20 protein-coding genes are annotated in these 22,494 nt (G+C 42.8%); 13 read left to right on the top strand and 7 right to left on the bottom strand.

Features of this window, described 5'->3' with window-relative positions:
- Positions 1-235: integrase core domain-containing protein (locus tag AC2SLM_RS08660; RefSeq protein WP_486551188.1), on the top strand; the 235-nt coding region annotated here is incomplete at its 5' end.
- A 108-nt stretch (positions 236-343) separates the two neighbouring features.
- Here AC2SLM_RS08660 and ispH read toward each other — a convergent pair.
- On the bottom strand, positions 344-1,300 hold the full coding sequence (gene ispH / locus AC2SLM_RS08655; RefSeq protein WP_486543481.1) for a 4-hydroxy-3-methylbut-2-enyl diphosphate reductase: 957 nt from the start codon (positions 1,298-1,300) through the stop codon (positions 344-346).
- A gap of 218 nt (positions 1,301-1,518) precedes the next feature.
- On the opposite strand from ispH, the gene gmk reads away from it, so the two are divergent.
- From gmk to AC2SLM_RS08625, 6 genes are all read left to right on the top strand, one after another.
- Entirely contained in the window at positions 1,519-2,133 is a 615-nt protein-coding gene (gmk, locus tag AC2SLM_RS08650) for a guanylate kinase (RefSeq protein ID WP_486543482.1), read from the top strand.
- A 137-nt stretch (positions 2,134-2,270) separates the two neighbouring features.
- Positions 2,271-2,531: a DNA-directed RNA polymerase subunit omega gene (gene rpoZ, locus AC2SLM_RS08645; protein WP_486543483.1), complete on the top strand. Its 261-nt coding sequence runs from the start codon at positions 2,271-2,273 to the stop codon at positions 2,529-2,531.
- Between the two features lie 759 nt (positions 2,532-3,290).
- Positions 3,291-5,474, top strand: a complete 2,184-nt coding sequence (locus tag AC2SLM_RS08640) for a RelA/SpoT family protein (protein ID WP_486553256.1) — start codon at positions 3,291-3,293, stop codon at positions 5,472-5,474.
- A gap of 118 nt (positions 5,475-5,592) precedes the next feature.
- Positions 5,593-5,988 carry a Rid family detoxifying hydrolase gene (locus AC2SLM_RS08635; protein WP_486553249.1) on the top strand — a complete coding sequence of 132 codons (396 nt, stop codon included), beginning with the start codon at positions 5,593-5,595 and terminating at the stop codon, positions 5,986-5,988.
- A gap of 89 nt (positions 5,989-6,077) precedes the next feature.
- Positions 6,078-8,384 (top strand): primosomal protein N', encoded by a 2,307-nt coding sequence (locus AC2SLM_RS08630; protein WP_486553247.1) that lies wholly within the window; start codon positions 6,078-6,080, stop codon positions 8,382-8,384.
- Positions 8,385-8,430: 46 nt separating this feature from the next.
- The gene (locus tag AC2SLM_RS08625; RefSeq protein WP_486553245.1) at positions 8,431-9,522 is read left to right on the top strand and encodes a cation diffusion facilitator family transporter; all 1,092 of its coding nucleotides are present in this window, start codon (positions 8,431-8,433) and stop codon (positions 9,520-9,522) included.
- 57 nt (positions 9,523-9,579) lie between these two features.
- Here AC2SLM_RS08625 and AC2SLM_RS08620 read toward each other — a convergent pair whose 3' ends face one another.
- The 3 genes from AC2SLM_RS08620 to AC2SLM_RS08610 all read right to left on the bottom strand — a co-directional run bounded on the left by AC2SLM_RS08620 (position 9,580) and on the right by AC2SLM_RS08610 (position 11,588).
- Complete coding sequence (locus AC2SLM_RS08620) at positions 9,580-9,882, bottom strand: hypothetical protein (protein WP_486553243.1); 303 nt, start codon at positions 9,880-9,882, stop codon at positions 9,580-9,582.
- A 206-nt stretch (positions 9,883-10,088) separates the two neighbouring features.
- The gene (locus AC2SLM_RS08615; RefSeq protein WP_486553241.1) at positions 10,089-10,457 is read right to left on the bottom strand and encodes a hypothetical protein; all 369 of its coding nucleotides are present in this window, start codon (positions 10,455-10,457) and stop codon (positions 10,089-10,091) included.
- 249 nt (positions 10,458-10,706) lie between these two features.
- A complete protein-coding gene (locus AC2SLM_RS08610; RefSeq protein ID WP_486553239.1) occupies positions 10,707-11,588 on the bottom strand; it encodes an MBL fold metallo-hydrolase in 882 nt (293 codons plus the stop codon).
- A 262-nt stretch (positions 11,589-11,850) separates the two neighbouring features.
- On the opposite strand from AC2SLM_RS08610, the gene AC2SLM_RS08605 reads away from it, so the two are divergent.
- Entirely contained in the window at positions 11,851-12,468 is a 618-nt protein-coding gene (locus AC2SLM_RS08605; protein ID WP_486543490.1) for a DedA family protein, read from the top strand.
- Between the two features lie 124 nt (positions 12,469-12,592).
- Here the strand turns inward: AC2SLM_RS08605 and serA are convergent, their stop codons facing one another.
- Positions 12,593-13,819 carry a phosphoglycerate dehydrogenase gene (serA, locus tag AC2SLM_RS08600; protein WP_486543491.1) on the bottom strand — a complete coding sequence of 409 codons (1,227 nt, stop codon included), beginning with the start codon at positions 13,817-13,819 and terminating at the stop codon, positions 12,593-12,595.
- Between the two features lie 353 nt (positions 13,820-14,172).
- Here serA and AC2SLM_RS08595 point away from each other — a divergent pair, with 353 nt between their 5' ends.
- Complete coding sequence (locus AC2SLM_RS08595; protein WP_486553237.1) at positions 14,173-15,687, top strand: FAD-binding oxidoreductase; 1,515 nt, start codon at positions 14,173-14,175, stop codon at positions 15,685-15,687.
- Between the two features lie 128 nt (positions 15,688-15,815).
- On the opposite strand, the gene AC2SLM_RS08590 is transcribed toward AC2SLM_RS08595, so the two are convergent.
- Complete coding sequence (locus AC2SLM_RS08590; RefSeq protein WP_486543493.1) at positions 15,816-16,457, bottom strand: BLUF domain-containing protein; 642 nt, start codon at positions 16,455-16,457, stop codon at positions 15,816-15,818.
- Positions 16,458-17,075: 618 nt separating this feature from the next.
- On the opposite strand from AC2SLM_RS08590, the gene AC2SLM_RS08585 reads away from it, so the two are divergent.
- From AC2SLM_RS08585 to AC2SLM_RS08575, 3 genes are all read left to right on the top strand, one after another.
- On the top strand, positions 17,076-18,713 hold the full coding sequence (locus AC2SLM_RS08585; protein ID WP_486553235.1) for a nitrilase-related carbon-nitrogen hydrolase: 1,638 nt from the start codon (positions 17,076-17,078) through the stop codon (positions 18,711-18,713).
- Positions 18,714-18,851: 138 nt separating this feature from the next.
- Positions 18,852-19,403 carry a protein disulfide oxidoreductase gene (locus AC2SLM_RS08580; protein ID WP_486553233.1) on the top strand — a complete coding sequence of 184 codons (552 nt, stop codon included), beginning with the start codon at positions 18,852-18,854 and terminating at the stop codon, positions 19,401-19,403.
- Between the two features lie 102 nt (positions 19,404-19,505).
- Positions 19,506-20,876 carry a solute carrier family 23 protein gene (locus AC2SLM_RS08575; RefSeq protein ID WP_486553231.1) on the top strand — a complete coding sequence of 457 codons (1,371 nt, stop codon included), beginning with the start codon at positions 19,506-19,508 and terminating at the stop codon, positions 20,874-20,876.
- 104 nt (positions 20,877-20,980) lie between these two features.
- Here AC2SLM_RS08575 and AC2SLM_RS08570 read toward each other — a convergent pair whose 3' ends face one another.
- Positions 20,981-21,943, bottom strand: a complete 963-nt coding sequence (locus tag AC2SLM_RS08570; protein ID WP_486553229.1) for a DMT family transporter — start codon at positions 21,941-21,943, stop codon at positions 20,981-20,983.
- A 229-nt stretch (positions 21,944-22,172) separates the two neighbouring features.
- Between AC2SLM_RS08570 and AC2SLM_RS08565 the strand changes: the two genes are divergently transcribed.
- Complete coding sequence (locus AC2SLM_RS08565; protein WP_486553254.1) at positions 22,173-22,400, top strand: YdhR family protein; 228 nt, start codon at positions 22,173-22,175, stop codon at positions 22,398-22,400.
- The last annotated feature ends 94 nt before the right edge of the window (positions 22,401-22,494 follow it).

The raw sequence follows: 22,494 nt of genomic DNA, 5'->3' as shown, positions 1-22,494 counted from the left end.
GAACAACATTAGACCGTCTATGACAGATGGCTATGACTGTTATCAAAATGCTTTAGCTGAACGCGTTAATGGCATTTTAAAGGATGAGTTTTTAATTCATCAGTGTAATACGTTAGATGAGCTAAGAGTGCTCGTTGATGAGTCGGTTTATATTTATAATCATATGAGACCGCATTTGAGTTTGAATATGAGAACGCCTTTCGAGTTTCATCAAAGTTATGGGTGTTCTGCATAGAAAAAACCAGATACACGGGGTATCTGGCTTGTTTTAAATCATCAACCTATTTTAGGACGAGACAAACAACTATGCGCACAACAGACGTTAATCAAACGATGTTAAGGCCTAGCGCCCAACTTGCTTAACTGGGATGCGCAGCTCTTTTGGCAAGCTGAAGGTAACATTCTCTTCAATCCCCTTAAGCTCATCTGGCAAATCACCGCCCCAGTCTTGCAGCTTATTCAATACTTCTTGAATTAAAATCTCTGGTGCTGAGGCGCCCGCAGTAACTCCTACTGCCTTAACCCCCTCAAACCATTCTATTTGCATCTCACCTGCGTTATCTATCAAATAAGCTTTACAATTCATACGCTCGGCAAGCTCTCGTAGTCGGTTTGAGTTTGATGAGTTGGGTGAGCCGACAACCAACACCACTTCACAGCGATTGGCCAAGTCTTTTACCGCATCTTGACGGTTTTGGGTCGCATAGCAAATATCGTCTTTACGAGGACCCTGAATATTAGGAAACTTTTTGCGTAGGGCATCAATTACCACAGCAGTATCATCCATTGAGAGCGTGGTCTGCGTCACAAAAGCCAAACGATTTGGATCTTTCACTTCTAACTTTTCGACATCTGACTCATTTTCTACCAAATGAATTTCACCGCCATACTGGGCGCTAAAGCGTCCCATCGTTCCTTCTACTTCTGGGTGACCTTGGTGCCCAATCAAAATAGCGTCCATTTTTTCACGAGCAAATTTAGACACTTCAATATGCACCTTTGTGACTAAAGGACAGGTGGCATCAAATACTGTGAGATCTCGGCGGTCAGCTTCATCTTGGACCGCTTTTGAAACACCATGTGCTGAGAAAATAACAATAGAACCATCCGGTACCTCATCCAGCTCTTCGACAAATACTGCCCCGCGATTGGCCAAATCAGAGACCACAAATTTGTTATGTACGACTTCATGGCGCACATAAATTGGCGGCTCAAAACGTGCTAATGCTTCATTGACAATAGCAATGGCACGATCGACACCAGCACAAAACCCTCGTGGATTGGCAAGATAAATTTGCATAACAGACCTTCACAATAGATAATCGAGTAAATAAAATGTGAAAAACGCAGCTAAGCCCATCGGCTTGTTCAGTGCATTAGACAAACTATTTTATGACTACTTTAACATATCCGTTAAAATAGAACGCATCTCAACGTTGAATTATTCGCAATAAACATCGATTTTTCATATTCCTTTTTATACCAACTCCCTTGTATTCACTATAGAGACTCACTTTTATGAAAGGCTCCCTTTTTATTATTACTGCCGCTTCAGGTACTGGCAAAACCTCTCTTGTTAAACAGCTTATCGCTACCACTAATGATTTGGCAGTTAGTGTCTCGCATACTACGCGCGAGCCACGCCCGGGCGAAGTCGATGGTCACCACTATCACTTTACCGACAGAGCTACGTTTATTGAAGGTATTCAGTCCGGTGAGTTTTTAGAACACGCACAAGTGTTTGATAATTACTACGGTACCTCAAAACAAAGTGTTGATCAGCAACTTAATTCAGGCATCGATGTGATTCTAGAGATTGATTGGCAAGGCGCACTACAGGTCAAAGACTTGTACGATGATGTGACCATGATTTTTATCTTACCGCCCAGTAAAGCCACGTTACGTCAGCGTTTATCCTCTCGTGGTCAGGATTCTGAAGAAGTGATTGAAAAGCGTTTGGCCGGTGCCGTGACCGAGATGCAGCAATACACTCATTTTGATTATGTGGTGATTAATGATCAATTTGAAGCCGCGTTAACTGAGCTTAAATCAATTATTGTTGCCAAGCGTCAGACACTAGCGCGCCAGCAAGCCCGTTATAGCGAGACCATTGCCGACTTAATGAAGGACTAATAGTAAACGGGTTGAATGCTCTATTAATCTTACTTCACTTGGTCAATTTAGTTATCCATTTAATGGCAAAATTTGCTATACTAAATGATTGACTATCATATTTTATATCTATCACTTAGTGATACAAAGAGGACTTTATGGCACGTGTAACCGTTGAAGACTGCTTACATGCAGTAGATAACCGCTTTGAGCTGGTACTGGTTGCCAGCAAGCGCGCCCATCAACTATCTAAGGGCATCTCTGAGCCACTAGTTGACGTTCAAAACGACAAACCAACTGTATTGGCACTACGCGAAATTGCTGCAGGCTTAGTTACTAAAGATATCTTAAATCAGCCTGACCATCACTTTGCAACTAACTCGTTAGATTTAGCCTTAAGCGGCGGTCAAAGCTTCTAATACTTTTTATATCCGTATTTAGGCTTATGTCATTATTTAAGCATCTTTTATGAGTTGCTTAGTGAAGACAGGTATAAGCCACAAGTTTAAGACCACGCATGATAAGCCGCGATCCGCATTTTGCAGATCGTGGTTTTTTTATGGTGTGCTCGTTAGCCCGTGTTGTCCTATTAAACTTATGAGTTATTCGCTTAGTGACGACTGTTGATATTGCCTTATTAACAGCGTTTTGTAGTTTTGTCTGCTCAGTGGTTGACACCACCTGATTTTTAAGCTTAATTAAGGGGGATAGCACCTTATTTATTTTGTTTGAGCATGGTTATCAGAATCTATCAGATACTGACACCTATTATGTTTAATCCTTCTTAACTGAAGGGTTGATTTAACTCATTTTGTTAGCATCATAAATGAGTTACCATTGATATCAATATATAAGCATTAATGGATAAGCGCTTGTTTTGATAGCGTATTATTAGTAAACCCTTTGCCAGACCTGTTTGTTCTTGATTACTTTTAATTGACTCTTGCCCAGCTGAAGGATGATAAATCATGTCACCGCCTATTACCCAAACACATCCTGATGCCGGCTTAACTTCATCTGAAACCAAAAACTCTATGACTACTGATTTACATACCAATATTAACGACACGGTTATTAATAATATTGCCCACTCTGATAACGTGGTGGATCCCGTTGACAGTGAATATATTACATTGCCTGATTCTAACGATGATGATCAAATCAATCAGACGTCATATATGCAGAACCTACCGAAGTTGAGTCATCATTTGGTTGATGATGCACAGCGCAATCTAATGCGCTCGGTGGCGTATCTTAGCGATAAAGAAAAAGAGGATATTTTAGAAGCCTGCGCCTATGGAGACCAAGCTCATATCAAAGACACGCGTAAATCAGGTGAACCTTATATCACTCACCCTATTGCGGTAGCAGAGATTTTGGCAGGCTTCCATCTTGATCGAGATACCATTATTGCCGCTATCCTGCATGATACAGTTGAAGATACTGAAGTCACTTCAGAGGAAATTACCACACGCTTTGGTGGCACCGTTGCGCATTTGGTCGATGGTGTAACCAAGCTTAAGTCGTCCAATCATAACAAGCGTCAAAATAAAGCGGCTACCTTTCACAAAATCATGTCAGCTACGCTCGATGATCCGCGTGTATTGATAATCAAGCTAGCAGATCGTTTACATAATATGTCAACTCTGGATGCAGTACGTCCTGAAAAACAGCGCTCTACGGCCTCTGAAACCTTGCAATTTTATATTCCCTTTGCGCGTCTGATGGGGCTTAATGATATTGCCGATTACATGGAAATTCTGTGCTATCGCAACCTTGACCCTGTCATGTATACCAAGATGTCAGACAAATTACTGCAACATGGTTTAGGTCGCAAGTATCAAACTGAAACCATTCAACAATATCTGAATTATGTGCTGGATAAGCACTATGTCTCAGGCCAGGTACGTGCACTAGACAACCGAGTGGTTATGTATCGTCAATTCTTCCGTAACCGCGGTGAGATTGATGATTTACTGCGTCATTATGCGTTTGAGATTGTCACCTCAACCATTGATGACTGTGACCTACTAGCCAACTATCTAATTAGTAAATATGACATTCAACCTAACTTTATTGAGGATAATATTCGCCATCCTCTCCCTGGTGGTAACCAGTCGTTAACGCTCACTTATGTGCGTGACAACGATACCATTAAAGTCACTTTATTAACCCATAAAATGCAAGAAGCGGCTCGCCTTGGCGTTATCGCAGCTGATCAAGCCTCTGAAGTCAGTCGTTCAGTTATTGAAGCCTCTCTACGCAATATGAAAGAGCTAATAGATTTAGGTGACGAAGGACAAAGTGAAGAGCTGGATTATGAGGGCGTTGTCGAGACCATTGATGAGCTAATCTCTTATCTAAACTCACGCAAAATCCTTTGTTATAGCCCCAAAGGTCGAGCTTACGAGCTGCCGCGCGGTGCTACTGCGCTTGATTTTGCTTATGCCGTAGGTCCTAAAGTGGGTAATATAGCGGTGGGTGCAAAAATCAATGGCGAAAACGCCAAATTAGGCTCTACCTTAAAATCAGGGGCTGTGGTTGAAATTGAAGTTGATCAAAATGCCAAGCCAAAAGCTGAGTGGCTTGGCATCGTGGTCACCAGTAAAGCACACCGCACTTTGCGCCGCTGGTTTAGTAGCTTGCCTGTTGAAGAGCAGCGAAGGCATGGTCGCCAAGCATTAGACCGCGCTTTAAAAACCTATAACAAATCGCTTGATGATGTTAACGATGCCGACTGGGAAGACTTACTACAGTGGCAGAATGCCAGTAGTAAAGATGAGCTGTTTGAGAACATGAGTGCCGGCACCTTATTACCGCAATTGGTCGTGTCACGCTTATTTAGTGATGATGTGACAAAGACTCACGAGCAAGCACGCAAAAAAGGCTTTGATAGACCCAATCAGCTATTATCTAATGCCAACGGTGTAGAGGTTCACTTTGCTGGGTGCTGTCGCCCTATTTTCGGTGACCCAATTATTGGCCATTTGACCATGCACGGGCTGATGCTACATCGACATCGCTGCTACTCTATCGTCAATAAATACGTCGATAAGCCGTATGAGCTAGTACAATTAAACTGGTATAGCGAAGAGCAGATTGAAAAGAGTATTGAGCACCCAAGCGAGCGTCCTCACTTTACCGCTTATTTAAAAATCAACTTAGCGCTAAATGATGAGCAAGTCTCACATGTGGTTTACACCTTACGTCAGCTTGATATTGGTATTGAAAAGGTCGATATCCGCGCCAAATCCACAGTCATCCATGTGATTGTACGTAGCCGTAATCATGTGCTTGAAGGCATTGAAGCGCTACGCCCTCATGTTGGCTTCGGCAGCATTCGACGTTTATACCGTTTATAATCGGTTCACTACTTTGACAACAAATAATCAAAGCAGCGACCGTTAGGCTATAAAAATACTAAAGACACTTTTTTAACCATGACATATGTCATCTCTAACAATAAATAAGGAAATTCTTATGGCACGTCAAACCATTCATACGAATAATGCCCCTGCAGCCGTTGGCGCTTATTCACAAGCCGTTAAAATCCCAACAGCGGGCGGCAGCATGGTCTACATCTCAGGTCAGCTTGGCTTTGACCCTGAAACAATGCAGCTTCGTGAAGGCTTTGAAGCTCAGGCTGTGCAAGTAATGGATAATATCGAAGCTATTTGTAAAGCAGCCGGCGGCAAGCTAAGCGATGTCGTTAAATTTAATGTGTCATTGACTGACTTGAATGACTTTGCTGCCCTAAATGCCGTATTTACTGAGCGTTTGGTAGAGCCGTTCCCTGCCCGTGCAGCAGTACAAGTAGCCGCACTTCCTAAAGGCGGTGTGGTTGAGATTGAATCTATCTTATTTATCGAAGATTAATGTCTTGGTAATCAAGCATACTGTATTCAATATTCATACACATCTTGTTCTACTTATTGCGGTGTTATTTTAAGGGAGGTTGCCATCTGATGCTTATCCGTGTCGCTTTGCCGGTGCCTCTCTACCGCGAATTTGATTACTTACCACCTCCTTCAAGGCTCTCACAAGTAGAGCCCTCTTTACCACCTATTGGGGGACGCGTCCAAGTCTCTTTTGGGCGGCAAACCCTCATCGGCATCGTGGTCGCTCATGTTAATGAAAATGACAGCGATGTCCCGACCAATAAATTAAAAGCCATTAAATCAAGCCTAGACGATGAGCCGCTTTTAGACGAATCAATGTTGTCACTGGCGGCTTGGTTGGCACGTTATTATCACTATCCTCTGGGGGATGTGCTCTCTGTTATGCTGCCAACGCTTATTCGCCAAGGCAAACCGCTCGACTTATTGGTGACTCACTGGCGTATATTACCAAATGTGCTCGATGACAGCCTCTCTAGTAATGCCTATAAGCAAAAGCAGCAACTGGCCATGTTAATGCTGCATGGCGAGCATGGTGCTAGTGAAGACACCTTGCTACTTGAGGGCATGGAGCGGCCTTTCTTAAAGCGCTTAGAAGAAAAAGGCTTGGTCGAGCATTATAAGCAGCAGCAGCCGGACCCTAAACCGGTGAGTCTGGCCAAAATGCCACTTGATTTAAACGATGAGCAAAAACAGGCGGTTGACGCCCTTATCGCCACTGCTAATGAGGGCAGCTACAGCGGTTATTTGCTAAATGGCGTTACTGGTAGCGGTAAAACCGAAGTCTATTTACAGGCAATGCAGCCAGTATTAGAAGCCGGCAAGCAAGTCTTGGTATTGGTACCGGAGATTGGACTGACACCGCAAACGCGAGCCCGTTTTGCAGAGCGCTTTTCGGCCAATATTTTGCTGTTACACTCCAATCTTAATAATACACAGCGTATGCAGGGATGGGAGGATTGCCGCCAAGGCCGTGCCCAAATTATTATCGGCACTCGCTCCTCAGTGCTCTATCCGTTTGCTAATTTGGGCTTGATTGTGGTGGATGAAGCGCACGATCAGTCTTATAAACAGCAAGATACTTTGCGCTATCATGCCGCTGATGTGGCTTTATACCGCGGCTTTCAGACAGGTATTCCTGTGGTTATGGGTACCGCGACCCCCTCTCTTGAGCATTTGAAACTGGTGCAAGATGGCAAGCTGACCGAGCTTATGTTGACACAGCGTGCCGGCAATGCAGCTGCCGCTACCCTACAACTGGTCGATGCGCGTGATAATCCAACCAAATATAGTGATTTGCCTGTCGATGCCAAACAGAGCGAGCTTCTGCCCAATTTAGAGCGTTCTCAAAACACCGGACTGACCGACGATACCATTGCAGAAATCCGAACGACGTTAGAGGCCGGCGAGCAAGTATTAGTATTTTTAAATCGCCGCGGTTATGCGCCCATTTTACTCTGTAATGCTTGTGGTTGGCAGGCAGACTGTGTACGCTGCGATGCGCATATGACTTTGCATCACAGTCAGCTCAATAGCAGTCAGCCAAGTTACCTCAAATGTCATCACTGCGACTGGCAAGCCTCTATTCCGCTTGCCTGCCCAGAATGTAACAGCACCAATTTAAACGCAGTCGGCATGGGCACTACCCGCTTAACCGAAAGCTTGCATGCACTATTTTCAAACCCGCAAACCATTAAAAAAACCTACCCTATTATTCAGATAGATAGAGATACCACTCGCCATAAAGACAGCTGGGAAGATATCTATCGACGCATCAATACCGGTGACCCTGCAATCCTAGTGGGCACTCAAATGGTGGCCAAAGGGCATCACTTTCCGAATGTGACCTTAGTGTGTTTGCCCAATGCTGATAGAGGGTTCTTATCGCCTGATTTTCGCTCCCCCGAGCACACCGCTCAACTTATAGTGCAAGTTGCCGGTCGCTCAGGCCGCGGCAGCAAGCCTGGCCGTGTATTAATCCAGACCGTACAACCTGAGAATCCTTTGCTGCGTAAACTGGTGCGTGAGGGCTATCATCCGTTTGCATTAGAGCTGCTTAATGAGCGTAAAATGCTTGGCTTACCGCCTTACACCCATGGTGCGTTAGTCCGCTGTGAAGGCAAGACCCTAGAGCGCACCACGCAAGCGTTAAAAGATGCGATTGCTATTTTACCGGCCAACGATTTGGCGATTTTGGGGCCGATTGATGCACCAATGAAAAGAAAAAACAGTCGCTACCACAGCCAGCTACTATTATTATCTAAACAGCGTGCGCCGCTCCATCAATTGCTCAATGTGTGGTGGCCGCAAGTACTGCAATTGCCCTCTGCTAAATACTTAAAGCTCACGTTAGATATTGATCCTGTGGGCTGGTAATCGACCTGTATTTTCTGATATCGTTTTCTAGCTAAAAAAGGTAATTATGAGCTCACATACGCCCCACTCTCACGACCCAGACAATACAATTGCCCATGACCCGCCTCATTTTCATGATGAGCCGACCGCGCGTGACATGAGTAAACAGCGCCGCAGCTTATGGTTAAGCTTTCTGATTATTACCGGCTTTATGTTGGTTGAAGCCATTGGCGGTGTGCTGACCCAAAGTTTGGCGCTATTATCAGATGCAGGGCATATGCTCTCTGATGCCGCCGCTTTAGGTGCAACGCTACTGGCGTTCAAAATTGGTGAAAAGCAGGCCAATGACGAGAAGACCTTTGGTTATAAGCGTTTTGAAATTTTGGTGGCGGGTGCGAACGGGGCGACGCTAATTATCATCGGGATTATGATTATTTGGGAGGCTATCGGGCGCTTTGCCTCTCCACCTGATGTGGCCTCTCAAGGGATGCTAATCATTGCCAGTATCGGCCTTATGGTCAATCTTATCGTGGCATGGTTATTACATCGAAGCGGTGCCGCTCACGGACATGATCACGGTCATGAATCCAGTCATGATGATGTCAATGCAGCCGCTTCTGAGAAAAACCTCAATATGCACAGCGCCTATTTGCATGTATTAGGTGATTTATTAGGCTCAGTTGCTGCGATTACGGCCGCACTCGCCATGATGTGGATGGGCTGGTGGTGGGCTGACCCCGTGGCCTCTGTGATTGTGGCGGTGTTGATTTTAATCAGTGGCTTTCGAGTGGTCAAAGCATCGACTCATATTTTGATGGAGGGTACGCCAAAGGAGATTTCACTCGATGAAGTGAAACGTACCATTGAGGAAAATGAGCACATTATCGCTGTGCACGATTTGCATGTATGGAGTATTACTAGCGGGTTGCTTGCCTTATCTTGCCACGTTGTGGTAGATGGCGACATGCGTATTTTGGAGGCTAGTAAGCTGATTCACGAGCTTGAGCACAGTCTAGAATCACTGGGTATTAGTCATACCACTATTCAGGTAGAATCAATTGAGCATCCTCACAATCGGCTTGAGGCGATTACTTGTGCCATAGACGATGCTAATTTAGCGGCAAACAAACAAGGCAGTCATCAGCACCATTATCATTAGTAAAGACAAGCTTTTTAATAAATTCTGACACACTCGCACATTCTAAAAACTAACAATCTATTCTCTATTACTATCGTCAATTGTTTTTTTATACACATAGCGCAGTAAAGGATAGACAAGCCAGATGACAGCAAACAGGGTGATAGCGACCGCCGTCAGCAAGACACCAATACGGATAACTATATCTAACGGGATATCGCCGACCACAATCTCAGGGGCTATGGTCGGCCCCATTGTAGAAGCAAAAGCTAAATAAAAGGCAAACGCACACAGCGCAGCAGCCAACACCAATTTGGCAAAAGTAACTAAGACAATATCCAGTAGTGTGTCCGTATCTTTATACTTGAGTATTTTTAGCACACAACCCTCCTCTTAGACGGTCATTTAGACAAACAATCCTTTAAATAAACGCTCGTTTGTTTAAAGAGTCAGTTTGATGGATGACTCATCATAAGAGTCAGCAATCCTGCAATACCAGTCTTTTATTGTGTCCTAACCTAACCGAGTGTGTCCTGTTTTTACTCAATCCTCTACTTACGTTTGGCTCAATTTTTGACTTAACCCGCTTATTTATCTAGCGTTTGTAGTATAGAGCTGACATCATCTTCATATTGCTGAGGCGACAGTTGTAATATATTTAGTAAGGCCTGTAAGAAGTCTTGAGCATTATAATACGCATCGATATAACTGCCATCTAATCCTAACACAGGGCTACATAAGACGTAACGTAGACGGTCAGTGGCAGCAATAGTATGTTGTGGTGGATAGCCCATCTTCTGGATAATGGCGGTGGCTCGCAGCTGCAAAGCAGATATTTGCTTAATAGCAAGCGCACCTAGTGGGCAACGCGCGGTATAACGGCGGCTGTATTGGAAGGTAGTATGGGTATTGGTTTGAGAGCTGTTTGGACGAGCAAAAGATTGCTGTATAGACATGTTAGACTCCTGAAACTCCGACTAAACGAATCTTATAAGGCACAAATGACTGTGTCGGAGTACAGGTTCATGCGCTTTACCAGGATTATTTTATATCGTGCTGGAAGTTGCAAGACATGAATCCGCCTGTTCAACAGGTAGCCCATGCAATTAAACCCACGATAGATGGTTTTATAGTACCACAAACATTTTTAGGAATAAATAATAGCCTAAATTTATATCATACGCCATAGCTTAACTAAATCAAGATTAGCTAAGCGTATTTAATGGTACTTTTAAATAGCGTACGCCGTTGTCTTCAGGCTCTGGCATGTTTCCTGCACGGATATTTACCTGAACTGATGGAATAATCAGCCGCGGCATATCGAGCGTTGCATCACGCTCTGTACGAATTTTCACAAATTCTGCCTTACTAATATCATCTCGAACATGCTTGTTATGTACACGCTGCGCCGCTACTGTAGTAGCTGGGGAATGCTCGCGTCCTTCAGGTGGATAGTCGTGACATAAATAAATCTCAGTATCGTCGGGCAGCGATAATATTTTCTGAATAGAGTGATATAAATCATCGACATCACCACCTGGAAAATCCACACGCGCAGTGCCTACATCTGGTGCAAACAGGGTATCACCAACAAAAATTGCCAATCGCTCATTATCGCTCGCGGTATCTTTTGCAATATAAGCCATATCTGCCGGCGTATGACCAGGCACGTGCATTACCGTGAGCTTAATATCACCTAGCATAAACTCGCTACCCTCTTCTGTCAGCATATCAAATTGACTGGCATCCGTTTTAAAGCTCATATCAAAGTTAAATACATCTTTGAAAATGCGCTGCACCTTACTAATGTGCCTGCCTATTACCAACTGACCACCAAGGGTCTGTTTGATATGCTGCGCTGAGGATAAATGATCTGCGTGAACATGGGTTTCAATGATATAACGCACCGTCAGCCCCTGCGCTTTGATAGAATCAATAACTTGATCAGAAAAATCAGTACGGGTATGTCCAGATTTAAAGTCATAATCCAAAACAGGATCAATAATTGCACACAGCTTATTAGCAGTGTCGATTAATACGTGCGTGTAAGTCTCGGTGTCTTCATGTAAGAATGACTTGATATCCATAATAATCCTGTCTCTACGTCTGTACGTTGGCCTCTCTATTTTTAGAGTAGCCCTAATCAAATAAGCCAACCAATATAAGTATATGCCTTAAATTTTTATTCACTCATTATAATATATATATTTATATTATATGTTTAAATATAGTAATTTTAGATAAGTGTTCATTGAGCTTTCAAACCGTAACCGTTTTAGCCTTCTTTGAGCTAAGCGGCGTTTGCTATACTGCCTCGATGACAATTTTCTCAAAAATCATGGACAAATAATGGATAATATAAATGAATGGGTCTTAAGCATCATGGACATGCTCGGCTATTTTGGGGTGACAATGATGATGTTTTTGGAAAACATCTTCCCGCCCATCCCCTCAGAGTTGGTGATGCCTGCTGCAGGGTTCGCAGCCGCGCAAGGCCATATGCAAATTATGATGGTTATCATCGCAGGAACGCTAGGATCTGTTTTAGGAGCCTTGCCGCTTTATTATCTGGGCACAAAATTTGATGAAGATCGTCTATTACAAGCCACCGAAAAGTATGGTAAGTGGCTATTGGTCAAACCAGAGGATGTGACTCGGGCTAATAGTTGGTTTAATAAATACGGCAATATGGTTATCTTTTTTGGGCGTATGGTGCCGGGTATTCGCTCACTTATCTCCATTCCGGCAGGCATGAATCATATGTCGTTACTGCCATTTATTCTACTGACAACTATCGGCTCAACCATCTGGAGCGCCCTACTTGCTTACTCTGGATATGTGCTTGGTACAAATTATGATCAGGTCGGGCAGTATATCTCGCCCATATCAAAAGTGGTCAGTGCGATTGCCATCATTGCTATTATCGTGTTTATTATCAGACGCTTAAAACACAGAAATTCCGATTAAAGCGATATAAATACTAAGTCTGAGCACTAAATATTTGGCAATAAAAAAGCCGGTAAATTGCCGACTTTTTTATTGCGTCCTGTAAATAATCAGACTCTAAAAAGACTTCTAACTATAGAACATTCTAGAAAAGAACACGGACACGAATGGTCTCGTCGATGTCTTTTAATGTCTCTAACGCTTCATTAGAATCGCTGTTGTCAACATCCATGACCAGATAACCAACATCACCTTCTGTCATCAAGCTCTGAGCAAGAATATTGATGCCTGCTGAGGCAAATGAGGTGTTAATTTGTGATAACACACCTGGTACGTTTTTATGGATATGAAGCAAGCGGTGTGAGCCTTCTCTGACAGGTATGCTAACTTCAGGGAAGTTCACAGACGTCGTGGTATCACCAGCATCAGAGTATTTAACAAATTTTTCAGACACCTCTAGACCAATATTCGCCTGAGCTTCTTGGGTAGAACCACCGATATGCGGGGTTAAAATCACGTTATCGAACTTACGTAGTGGTGATTCAAACTCTTCATCAGCTGATTTAGGCTCTTTCGGGAACACGTCCACGGCAGCACCTAATAAGCGCTCTGATTCAAGAGCTGCTGCTAAATCATCAATCTCAACACAGGTACCACGTGCAGCATTGATGAAGTAACTACCCTCTTTCATCTGATCGAACTGTTCTTTTTTCATCATGTAACGCGTGCTTGGCAAATCTGGCACATGTAATGTCACGATGTCTGCTTTGTTTAATAACTCATTTAAGCTACCAACCTGTACAGCATTCCCCAGTGGCAATTTGGTCACTACGTCATGATAGATAACTTTCATACCAAGGCTTTCAGCAAGTACTGATAATTGTGAGCCGATTGAGCCATAGCCCACGATTCCCATAACCTTACCACGAACTTCGTGTGAGTTTTTGGCCGACTTGCCCCAGCCGCCACGGTGTACCACTGCATTTTTCTCTGGAATACCGCGGTACAGCATGATGGCTTCTGCTAATACCAACTCTGCCACTGAGCGCGTATTTGAATAAGGCGCATTAAAGACAGGAATACCGAATTCACGAGCCGCTTCTAAATCAACTTGGTTGGTACCAATACAGAAACAACCGATAGCGATTAGCTTATCAGCCTGCTCTAAAATGTCGCGGGTTAATTGGGTACGTGAACGGATACCGATGAAGTGGGCATTTTTGATTTTTTCAGCCAACTCATCTGGATCTAGTGCGTGAGATAAGTATTCGATATTGGTGTAGCCAGCATCATTTAATACTTTAAGCGCGTTATCATGTACGCCCTCTAATAGTAAAAAACGAATTTTATCTTTATCAAGCGATAATGCCATGTTTTTGCCCTTATGTTTAGATGGGTATTTGAAAGTGCAATTTCTAAGACATACATTGGTTAGTAAACCAAGATAAGCAGAGAGATAACAGCATGATTTGCGCCTGTATAGTTCATACATTAGCCGCAATCAATCAGAGTGAACAAGGCTTACATACCTTATTATCAGTGTGTCATAATATAACTATCTTATAACAAATTATAGTGTTTTGGCAGGTTAAATATTGAATAAACCCCTACCATTTATGACTATACTATGTAAATTTTAGTTATATTATTTATTAGCCTTATTTTTTTGTTCCTTTTTTTCACCATTTATCTGCCGCTATATCAGGCACTTCTGTAGAGACTAATATGACTGAATCCCACACTGTAACTCCGAATACACCTGCTCACGAACTTGCGCATGGCGCGAATCAATCTCAGGTTAATGAGACCACACTGACGGCTTCTCATGAGGTTGCCCCTGAAGCGGTAGCTACGGTTATTCACCGTTTAACCGCCGATTATAATTTCGATACCAGTCAAATTAAGACCGATAGCGAAAGTCTTGAACATTGGGGTAAAGATTGGACTAAGCACTTTGCGCCTGCGCCTTCGGTGATTGTATTTCCTAAATCTACTGAACAGGTGCAAGCAGTGATTAAGCTCGCTAACGAATATAACATTGTGGTGACCCCAAGCGGCGGGCGTACTGGTTTGTCTGCTGGTGCAGTCGCCAGTAACGGCGAGATTGTGGTGAGTCTCGATAAAATGAACAAAATTAGTGAGTTTTTCCCCGCTGATAGAATGGTAGAAATTGAAGCTGGGGTTATTACCGAACAGTTGCAGCAATTTGCTGAAGAGAAAGGCTTATATTATCCAGTCGATTTTGCTTCAGCAGGCTCGAGTCAGATTGGCGGCAATATCGGTACCAACGCAGGCGGCATCAAGGTCATTCGTTACGGCATGACCCGTAACTGGGTATTGGGTCTGACAGTCGTTACCGGTAAGGGAGATATTCTAGAACTAAACCGCGGTATGATTAAAAATGCAACCGGTTATGATCTGCGTCATTTATTCATCGGCGCAGAAGGCACGCTAGGTATCGTCACCAAGGCACAGATTAAGCTTGAACGTGCGCCGCAAGACCTAACCGTTATGGTATTTGGTATGGATGAGTTTGAGCACGTAATGAACGTGTTATCGGCTTTCCAATCACAAATTGATTTAACCGCCTTTGAATTCTTTGATGACGTCGCAATCGAGAAACTCATGGCAACCGGTCATGTACAAGAGCCGTTCGAAGCACGTACTAAATACTATGCCCTACTTGAGTTCGAAGCACCATACGAGCCCATTATGGATAAAGCCATGGCCATGTTTGAACAGTGTATGGAGAACGGCTGGATTATCGACGGTGTGATGAGTCAAAACTTATCGCAAGCGGCTGAGCTTTGGAAGCTGCGCGAATATATCTCAGAAACCATTTCTGTATTTACTCCCTACAAAAACGATGTGTCAGTACTTATAAGCTATGTGCCAGAGTTTATTAAAGACATCGAAGCAGTGGTGAATACCAACTATCCTGACTTTGAGATTTGCTGGTTTGGGCATATTGGCGATGGTAATTTACACTTAAATATATTGAAGCCTGAGAGTCTTTCAAAAGATGAGTTCTTTGAGAAATGCCAAAGCGTGAATGATTTGGTATTTAGCACAGTGCAAAAATACGGCGGCTCAGTGTCTGCAGAGCACGGCGTAGGCATGACCAAAAAGCCGTATCTGAACTATAGCCGCAGTGAAACAGAGATTGAGTATTTAAGAGAATTAAAGAAGGTATTTGATCCAAACGGCATCATGAACCGTGGCAAGATTTTCGATATCTAATCTGCTGTACAACCTATTTCTATAACGTATAAAAAAAAGGTCGAGCTAATTTAGCTTGGCCTTTTCATTTATACGTTTTTATTTATAAGTTATATCGATATCTTTGATTTAGTGAATTAGCTAACTATTTATAGGAACGACGTATTAAACAACAGAAACAACGCTATGATAGATAGTATGGTCAATGCCCCTTGTATCATAATAAAGGCCTGATGCGGGCCAACCACATGCTGTAGCATATTCCCGAGTGCATTAAAGCGTATGTCTGCGGTTTTTGCCTGTGGCGTCGCCTCTAACTGGTGGATAACTGATAAGAACTTATTAGTATGAGGTGCCGTCCAATCGCATGGTTTAAATGGCAAAAACTCTGATAGCCGCTCGGCCTGCTTCTTAGTCTTTGGTGACCAAGTCCAGCGCTCTAAAAATAGAAGTCGCATATTCCACGTAAAAAAAGTACGTGACTCAATAGATTGTACCAGTAGCACCTTCAAATGTTTATGACGGTTATCTTCGGCAATACGATTTAGTAAATCGATCACCACTGGCTTAGAGCCCTCTAAGCATTGCAAAAAATGACCATTGCCGTAACACAGCGTGCCGGTCAAATTATTTTCTTTATTAAACCTATCAGATTGCGCTTCTATATCACGAAATACCGATGTCTGAAAACGGCTTTTGCATGTTATTTCGCTGGTATAAACTAAGCGAATAAGTGCCTGCTCATCTATTTGACTCAACGCTCTAATTGTATTTTGGTCATGTAATGGCATAAGATGCGCCTTAATATTGTAATTACCGAGTCATTTCAGCGATAACGTTAAATAATACATACATAAATTAGTCTTTATCATACAATAAATTACTTTGCCCCCATAGCTAAATATGATTATTAGTCTTAACGGCTTTTCAGCCTACTGGAATGCTTTTACTCTACTGCATTCATTGTTCATCGCCCTAGGCGTATCATCAAAAGGCTATCAAAGCTAAACGCTATATTTTACTTGGCATTAAGCATGATTAACAAGCCCCATAGCTGCCGTGCTAGCTATAACTTTATGGTTCAACACATAGACAATAAAAATAACGTCATTCATCATGAAGAACACTCACTATTAATCGCCAATTATTGACAGTTTGGTTTACAATTCTCCATTTTTTATAATCGTCTTCAGTTCTATAATAATGATATCTACGTATTTTATAACCGCAATCAATCGCTCTACCCTCTTTCTGACACTCTTTTATCTTGTTCCTTTTAATCTTATAAAGCACATGATATGGATGAATAAACCGCCTATCTAGACAAGGTGTCGCGATAAATAAATCTCACGATAAAAAATTATTCAAATTAAGAGTATGACCTCTTATACAGACAAATGAGTAACTCTATGACCCAAAAAACTGAAGACTTTCATTTAAAAATTGCTGAAATTAGAAAAAAAGACTACCCACAGCTTAAGGCCCTAATGGACCGTGTTTATGCTGATCTTGGTGGCTCTTGGTCTAAAAACACAATTGACAGCTTGATTGACTCTTTCCCTGAAGGGCAAATCGCCCTATTCGATCATGATAAATTGATCGGTATGGTACTGACCATGCGCGTTAATTATCAGCGCTTCTCAAACCCACATACCTATGATGACTTATTGGGTCAACGTGAAATCATTAAAGACGATCCGAATGGGGATGCCTTTTATGGTATTGATGCGTTAATTGATCCTGATTATCGTGGTTACCGCTTAGGTCGCCGTTTATACGATGCGCGTAAAGAGCTGTGTCGTCAGATGAATTTTCGCGCTATTTTAGCTGGTGGTCGTATTCCTAAGTACCATAATTATCAAGACTTAACCCCAGGTGAATATATCGATGCGGTAGAAGCACGCGAAATCTACGACCCTATCTTATCGTTCCAATTATCGAATGGCTTTATCGTTAAGCGTATTTTGACAGGTTACTTGCCTGATGATGAACAATCTAAAGGCTTTGCTACTTTGCTTGAGTGGGCAAATATTTACTACGAGCCTGAAGAATATAAGCCAAATGCTCGCAAAACCGATGTACGTATTGGCGGTATTCAATGGCAAATGCGTTCAGTGGAGTCGCCTGAAGAGCTACTACAGCAAGTTGAATTCTTCGTGGATATCATGGCTGATTACAACGCTGATTTTGCCTGCTTGCCAGAGTTCTTTAATGCGCCGTTAATGGGTTTATGTGAATCGACGGATCAAAATATTGCTATTCGTTTCCTCGCTGATTACACCGAATGGTTTAAAAATGAAATCTCAAATCTTGCGGTAAGTTACAACGTTAACGTCATTACCGGCTCTATGCCATTATTGGATGAAGAGGAAGAGGTACTTTATAACGTGAGCTATCTGTGCCGCCGTGATGGTACCGTTGAGGAGCAGCGCAAAATCCATATCACACCACATGAGCGTAGTGCTTGGGTGATTCAAGGGGGTAATAAGGTTCAAGTCTTTGATACCGATGCGGGACGTATCGGGATTTTAGTTTGTTATGACGTTGAGTTCCCAGAACTTGCCCGCCTACTTGCTTTAGAAGACATGGATATTTTATTCGTACCGTTCTGGACCGATACCAAAAATGGCTACTTACGTGTGCGTCACTGCGCGCAAGCCCGTGCGATTGAGAACGAGTGTTACGTGATGATTTGTGGCTCAGTAGGTAACTTGCCACAGGTTGAAAGCTTAGATATTCAGTACGCTCAATCCTCGGTATTCTCACCCTCTGACTTTGCGTTTCCGCATGATGCAATTATGGCTGAGACGACAGCAAACACTGAGATGGTCTTCTTCTCGGATCTAGACTTAGATAAATTGATTCATGTGCGTAACGAGGGGTCAGTCAATAACTTAAAAGACCGTCGTGAGGATATCTTTACCTTAAAGTGGAAGAAAAAGGCCAAAAAATCAGTGGCCAAATCTTCAAAGGTAGAGCTTAAAGACAATTCACGTAGTGTACGTGACGGTATGCCAATGCATGACCGAGCAACCAAGCCGATGTAATTTTGGTTTAATGAAGACCTATTTGAATCAAAAACAGGCTGCCTTAAGGGTGGCCTGTTTTATTATGTCTTGATAGGTTAATAAACCTGCTAGAATTTCACTAACTAAGCAGCTTACATTTTTACCGGATAACCCCTTATGACCCTAGACAATTCTCATTCTCAAAACAACGCCTCTCAATCCAAAAAATCTAAGCTACTATCTTGGATCTGGTCACTGGGTAAGTATCTGATTATGTTCCTAGTTATCTATACCGTAATCAATTGGTGGCGCCAACCGGTCATGCCTGCTGAGCCTGACTTGAAGCTTATTGATTATCAGGGGCAAATTGTCGATATCGAGAAGATGAGTCATGAGTCACCGGTATTGGTCTATTTTTGGGGAACTTGGTGCTCAGTATGTAAAGTGACCTCTCCGACTATCAACTCGTTATCTGAAGCTGGTAAATATCCAATTGTCACTATCGCCACTCAGTCCGGTAGCAATCAGGGCTTAGAAGAGTTTATGCGCGAACATGACTATAGCTTTACTACCATTAATGATAAGACCGGTGCTATCTTTGACGATTGGCAAGGACAAGTTACTCCTTCGTATGTCATTATAAAAGATGGGGAGATGACCCAAGGCCTAACCGGTATTCAGCCAAAATGGTCATTAAACTTAAGATTATGGCTGTCATCATTGGTTTAGACACACTACCCCGAGTTAAGTTCTAATCTGCGTCTCAATTCGTCTATAATAGCCGCTAACCACTTATCACTCATGCAGCCCTGCTGAAATTAAGGATGTTATATGTCGAACCCTGCGCCATTAAGCCCAACGCCTAAGTTTAAACATGACCCAGATTTTAATAATGGCAAATGGTTCCCAACTTGGAAGCCATTTAAAGGTGATTTAGATCAGCATCCGGTAGCAATTAATGAGTATCTTCCTCCTGGGAAAAGCATCATGTTGGGTATCCAGCATACCTTTGCCATGTTTGGCGCGACGGTTTTAGCGCCTTTGTTAATGGGCTTTGATGCTAACTTAGCCATTTTAATGTCTGGTATCTGCACCCTATTGTTCTTTTTACTTACAGGCGGACGGATGCCAAGTTATCTTGGTTCAAGCTTTGCCTTTATTGGTCCGGTCATCGCAGTAACAGCCTATGCCGGTAGCGGCCCTAACGGCAACTTAAATGTCGCTCTTGGCGCCATTATGGTCTGCGGTATCCTCTACTCGCTAGTCGGCTTATTGGTCATGAAGGTTGGTACCGATTGGATTGAAAAACTAATGCCACCTATCGTTACTGGTGCCATTGTGATGATTATCGGTTTAAACCTTGCCCCAGTAACCGTGCAAGGTGTTTCTGCCAATCAGTTTGATGCATGGATGGCGACGTTGACCGTCTTATTAATCAGTAGCGTGGCTATTTTCACTCGCGGTATGTTACGCCGCTTGCTACTGCTGGTCGGTCTTATCTTGTCTTATGTGATTTACTATCTGGTAACCAATGTACTTGGCTACGGCACTCCGATTGACTTTAGCGGCGTGCAGCAAGCCGCTTGGTTTGGCCTGCCTAATTTGCACACCCCTGAATTTAGCTTAAATGCGATTGTGCTCATTGCTCCGATTGCCTTTATTTTAATCGCTGAGAACTTAGGTCACTTTAAAGCCGTTGAAGGCATGACCAATTCGCACGTCACCCCGTATATTGGTCGCGCTTTTTTTGCTGATGGTCTAGCCACTACTTTTTCTGCCGGCTTTGGCGGCACCGGTGTGACTACCTATGCGGAGAATATTGGTGTCATGGCAGTCACCAAAGTATATAGCACAACCATCTTTGTGATGGCAGGTATTGTCGCTATCTTCTTGGGCTTATCACCAAAATTCGGTGCCATTATTCAGAGTATCCCGCCTGCCCTACTTGGCGGCGCATCAATCGTTGTCTTTGGCCTCATTGCCGTTTCTGGGGTAAAAATTTGGATTGATAACAAAATCGACTTTAGCAAAAATAGCAATCTAATTATCGCCGCTGTGACCGTTATTATGGGTGCAGGTAACTTTAGTCTACATTTGGGCGGCTTTGATCTGGGCGGTATCGGTACTGCAACGTTAGCGGCGATTATTTTAAATGCGCTATTTAATCGTGAGATTTTTGTAACAGATGGGCTAAAGCCTTAACCTTTGAATCGAACAAAAAGCGTGGGTATAACAGTAGGTACAACAGAGTAGAACAGGCCAAAAATCATATAACGCTTGGGAACCGTAAAAACTACTACATCACTTTATTTATGTCTATAAAAGCGAGAAAAAAAACGATAACGGCGTAGCTTTGTATTTTGGCGTAACGGCTTTGGCTTTAATGAACCCAAATAAATAGCGAACATAGTCAACGCTGCGCCTACCCACTGTATAGCGTTAATGGGCTTATTGAGCCAAAAATAGTCGATGATTAAAGCAGCGACAGGCTCACTTAATAACAATAATCCAGTCAACGCCAGAGATAGCTTAGGAATAGAATACGCAATCAGCCCCCAAGCCAAACACTGCATCACGGTGCCATAAATAATAATCCAACCAAGTTCACTCAGGCTATTGGGTAGCATCTGCCCACTATCGAAGACAAACATCGGTATCAGCATCGCTAGGCTACCACCGATACTAACCCGCTGCATTAAGATAAAAATCGGAGTCGGTGCGGCTTGGTGCGTCAATCGAATAAAGGTCATAGATGCCGCCAACATACTCGCTGACACTATACCGGTAATAAAACCATACGCGGCGTGATGATTATTGGCAAATTCAGGACTCGCGATAAATACCACACCCAGCAGCGCAATCACTAGGCTAATTAACTGCAAAATAGTCTGACGCTCTTTGAAAATTAAAAATCCCAGCGCGGCCAAAAAGAATATTTGCAGACTGTTTAATAAAGTTGAGATACCAGGGCCAACGGCATAAATACTTTCGTGCCATAGCGCCAAATCTAGCCCTAAAAAAGCACCGGATAGCAGACCATATATCAGTGCTTTTCGGCTATTATTAGCACTAATATCACTTGGCATATGCTGCTTAAAAACAGCGACTAAAGCAGTAAATACCAATCCAGATATCGCCAAACGCCAAAACGACATGGCGTAACCGCCCACCTCGACGTGAGCAACAATTAGGCTACCCAATCCAAAAATAATACAGCCTATAATAAGCCCTATGGCTGGTATTTGCGTATTGTCTTGTCGCTGATTCATTGAGCACCCGACTAAAATATATCCTTTATCTTGTCTGAAAATTAACCTAATTACTAAACACGGCTATCAAACAAGTTAGATAAGTCACCCCTTTAAAGCGCCTTATCTACTCTACTTTTAAAAATAGGATAATGTTCAAAATGGCGTAAGTTTGATACAGTGTAAACGAGCTTTAATTATGATTGTCACAATCTTTCAGTATAGCCATAATGGAATTTAATAAAAGCCCATTTTTAATCTCACTGCAACTGAGCCTGGACTTGTCTCCAAAATATGGACAGAGAACGAAGAGACACAAGAGGCAGCCGGTATCTATGTCTTTGATAACCTTAAAGATGCACATAGATATCTTGATAAGCATATCCAGCGTTTTCAGTCTTTTGGCTTTACTGATATTAATGCAAAAGTGTTCAATATTAACGAGCCGTTAAGTGCTATTTGCCATGCTACTTTTTAGCTCTTAAGATGTAATAGCTCTCCCTTAGTGGTGCGTTTACTTGGCGGAGCGTTTATTGTTATCAAAATACCGAGACAGCCCTCTATTTTCAACT

Source organism: Psychrobacter sp. CX16 (assembly GCF_057396245.1).
The sequence above is the reverse complement of the archived record's forward strand: the minus strand, read 5'-3'. Positions and strand labels throughout refer to the sequence as shown.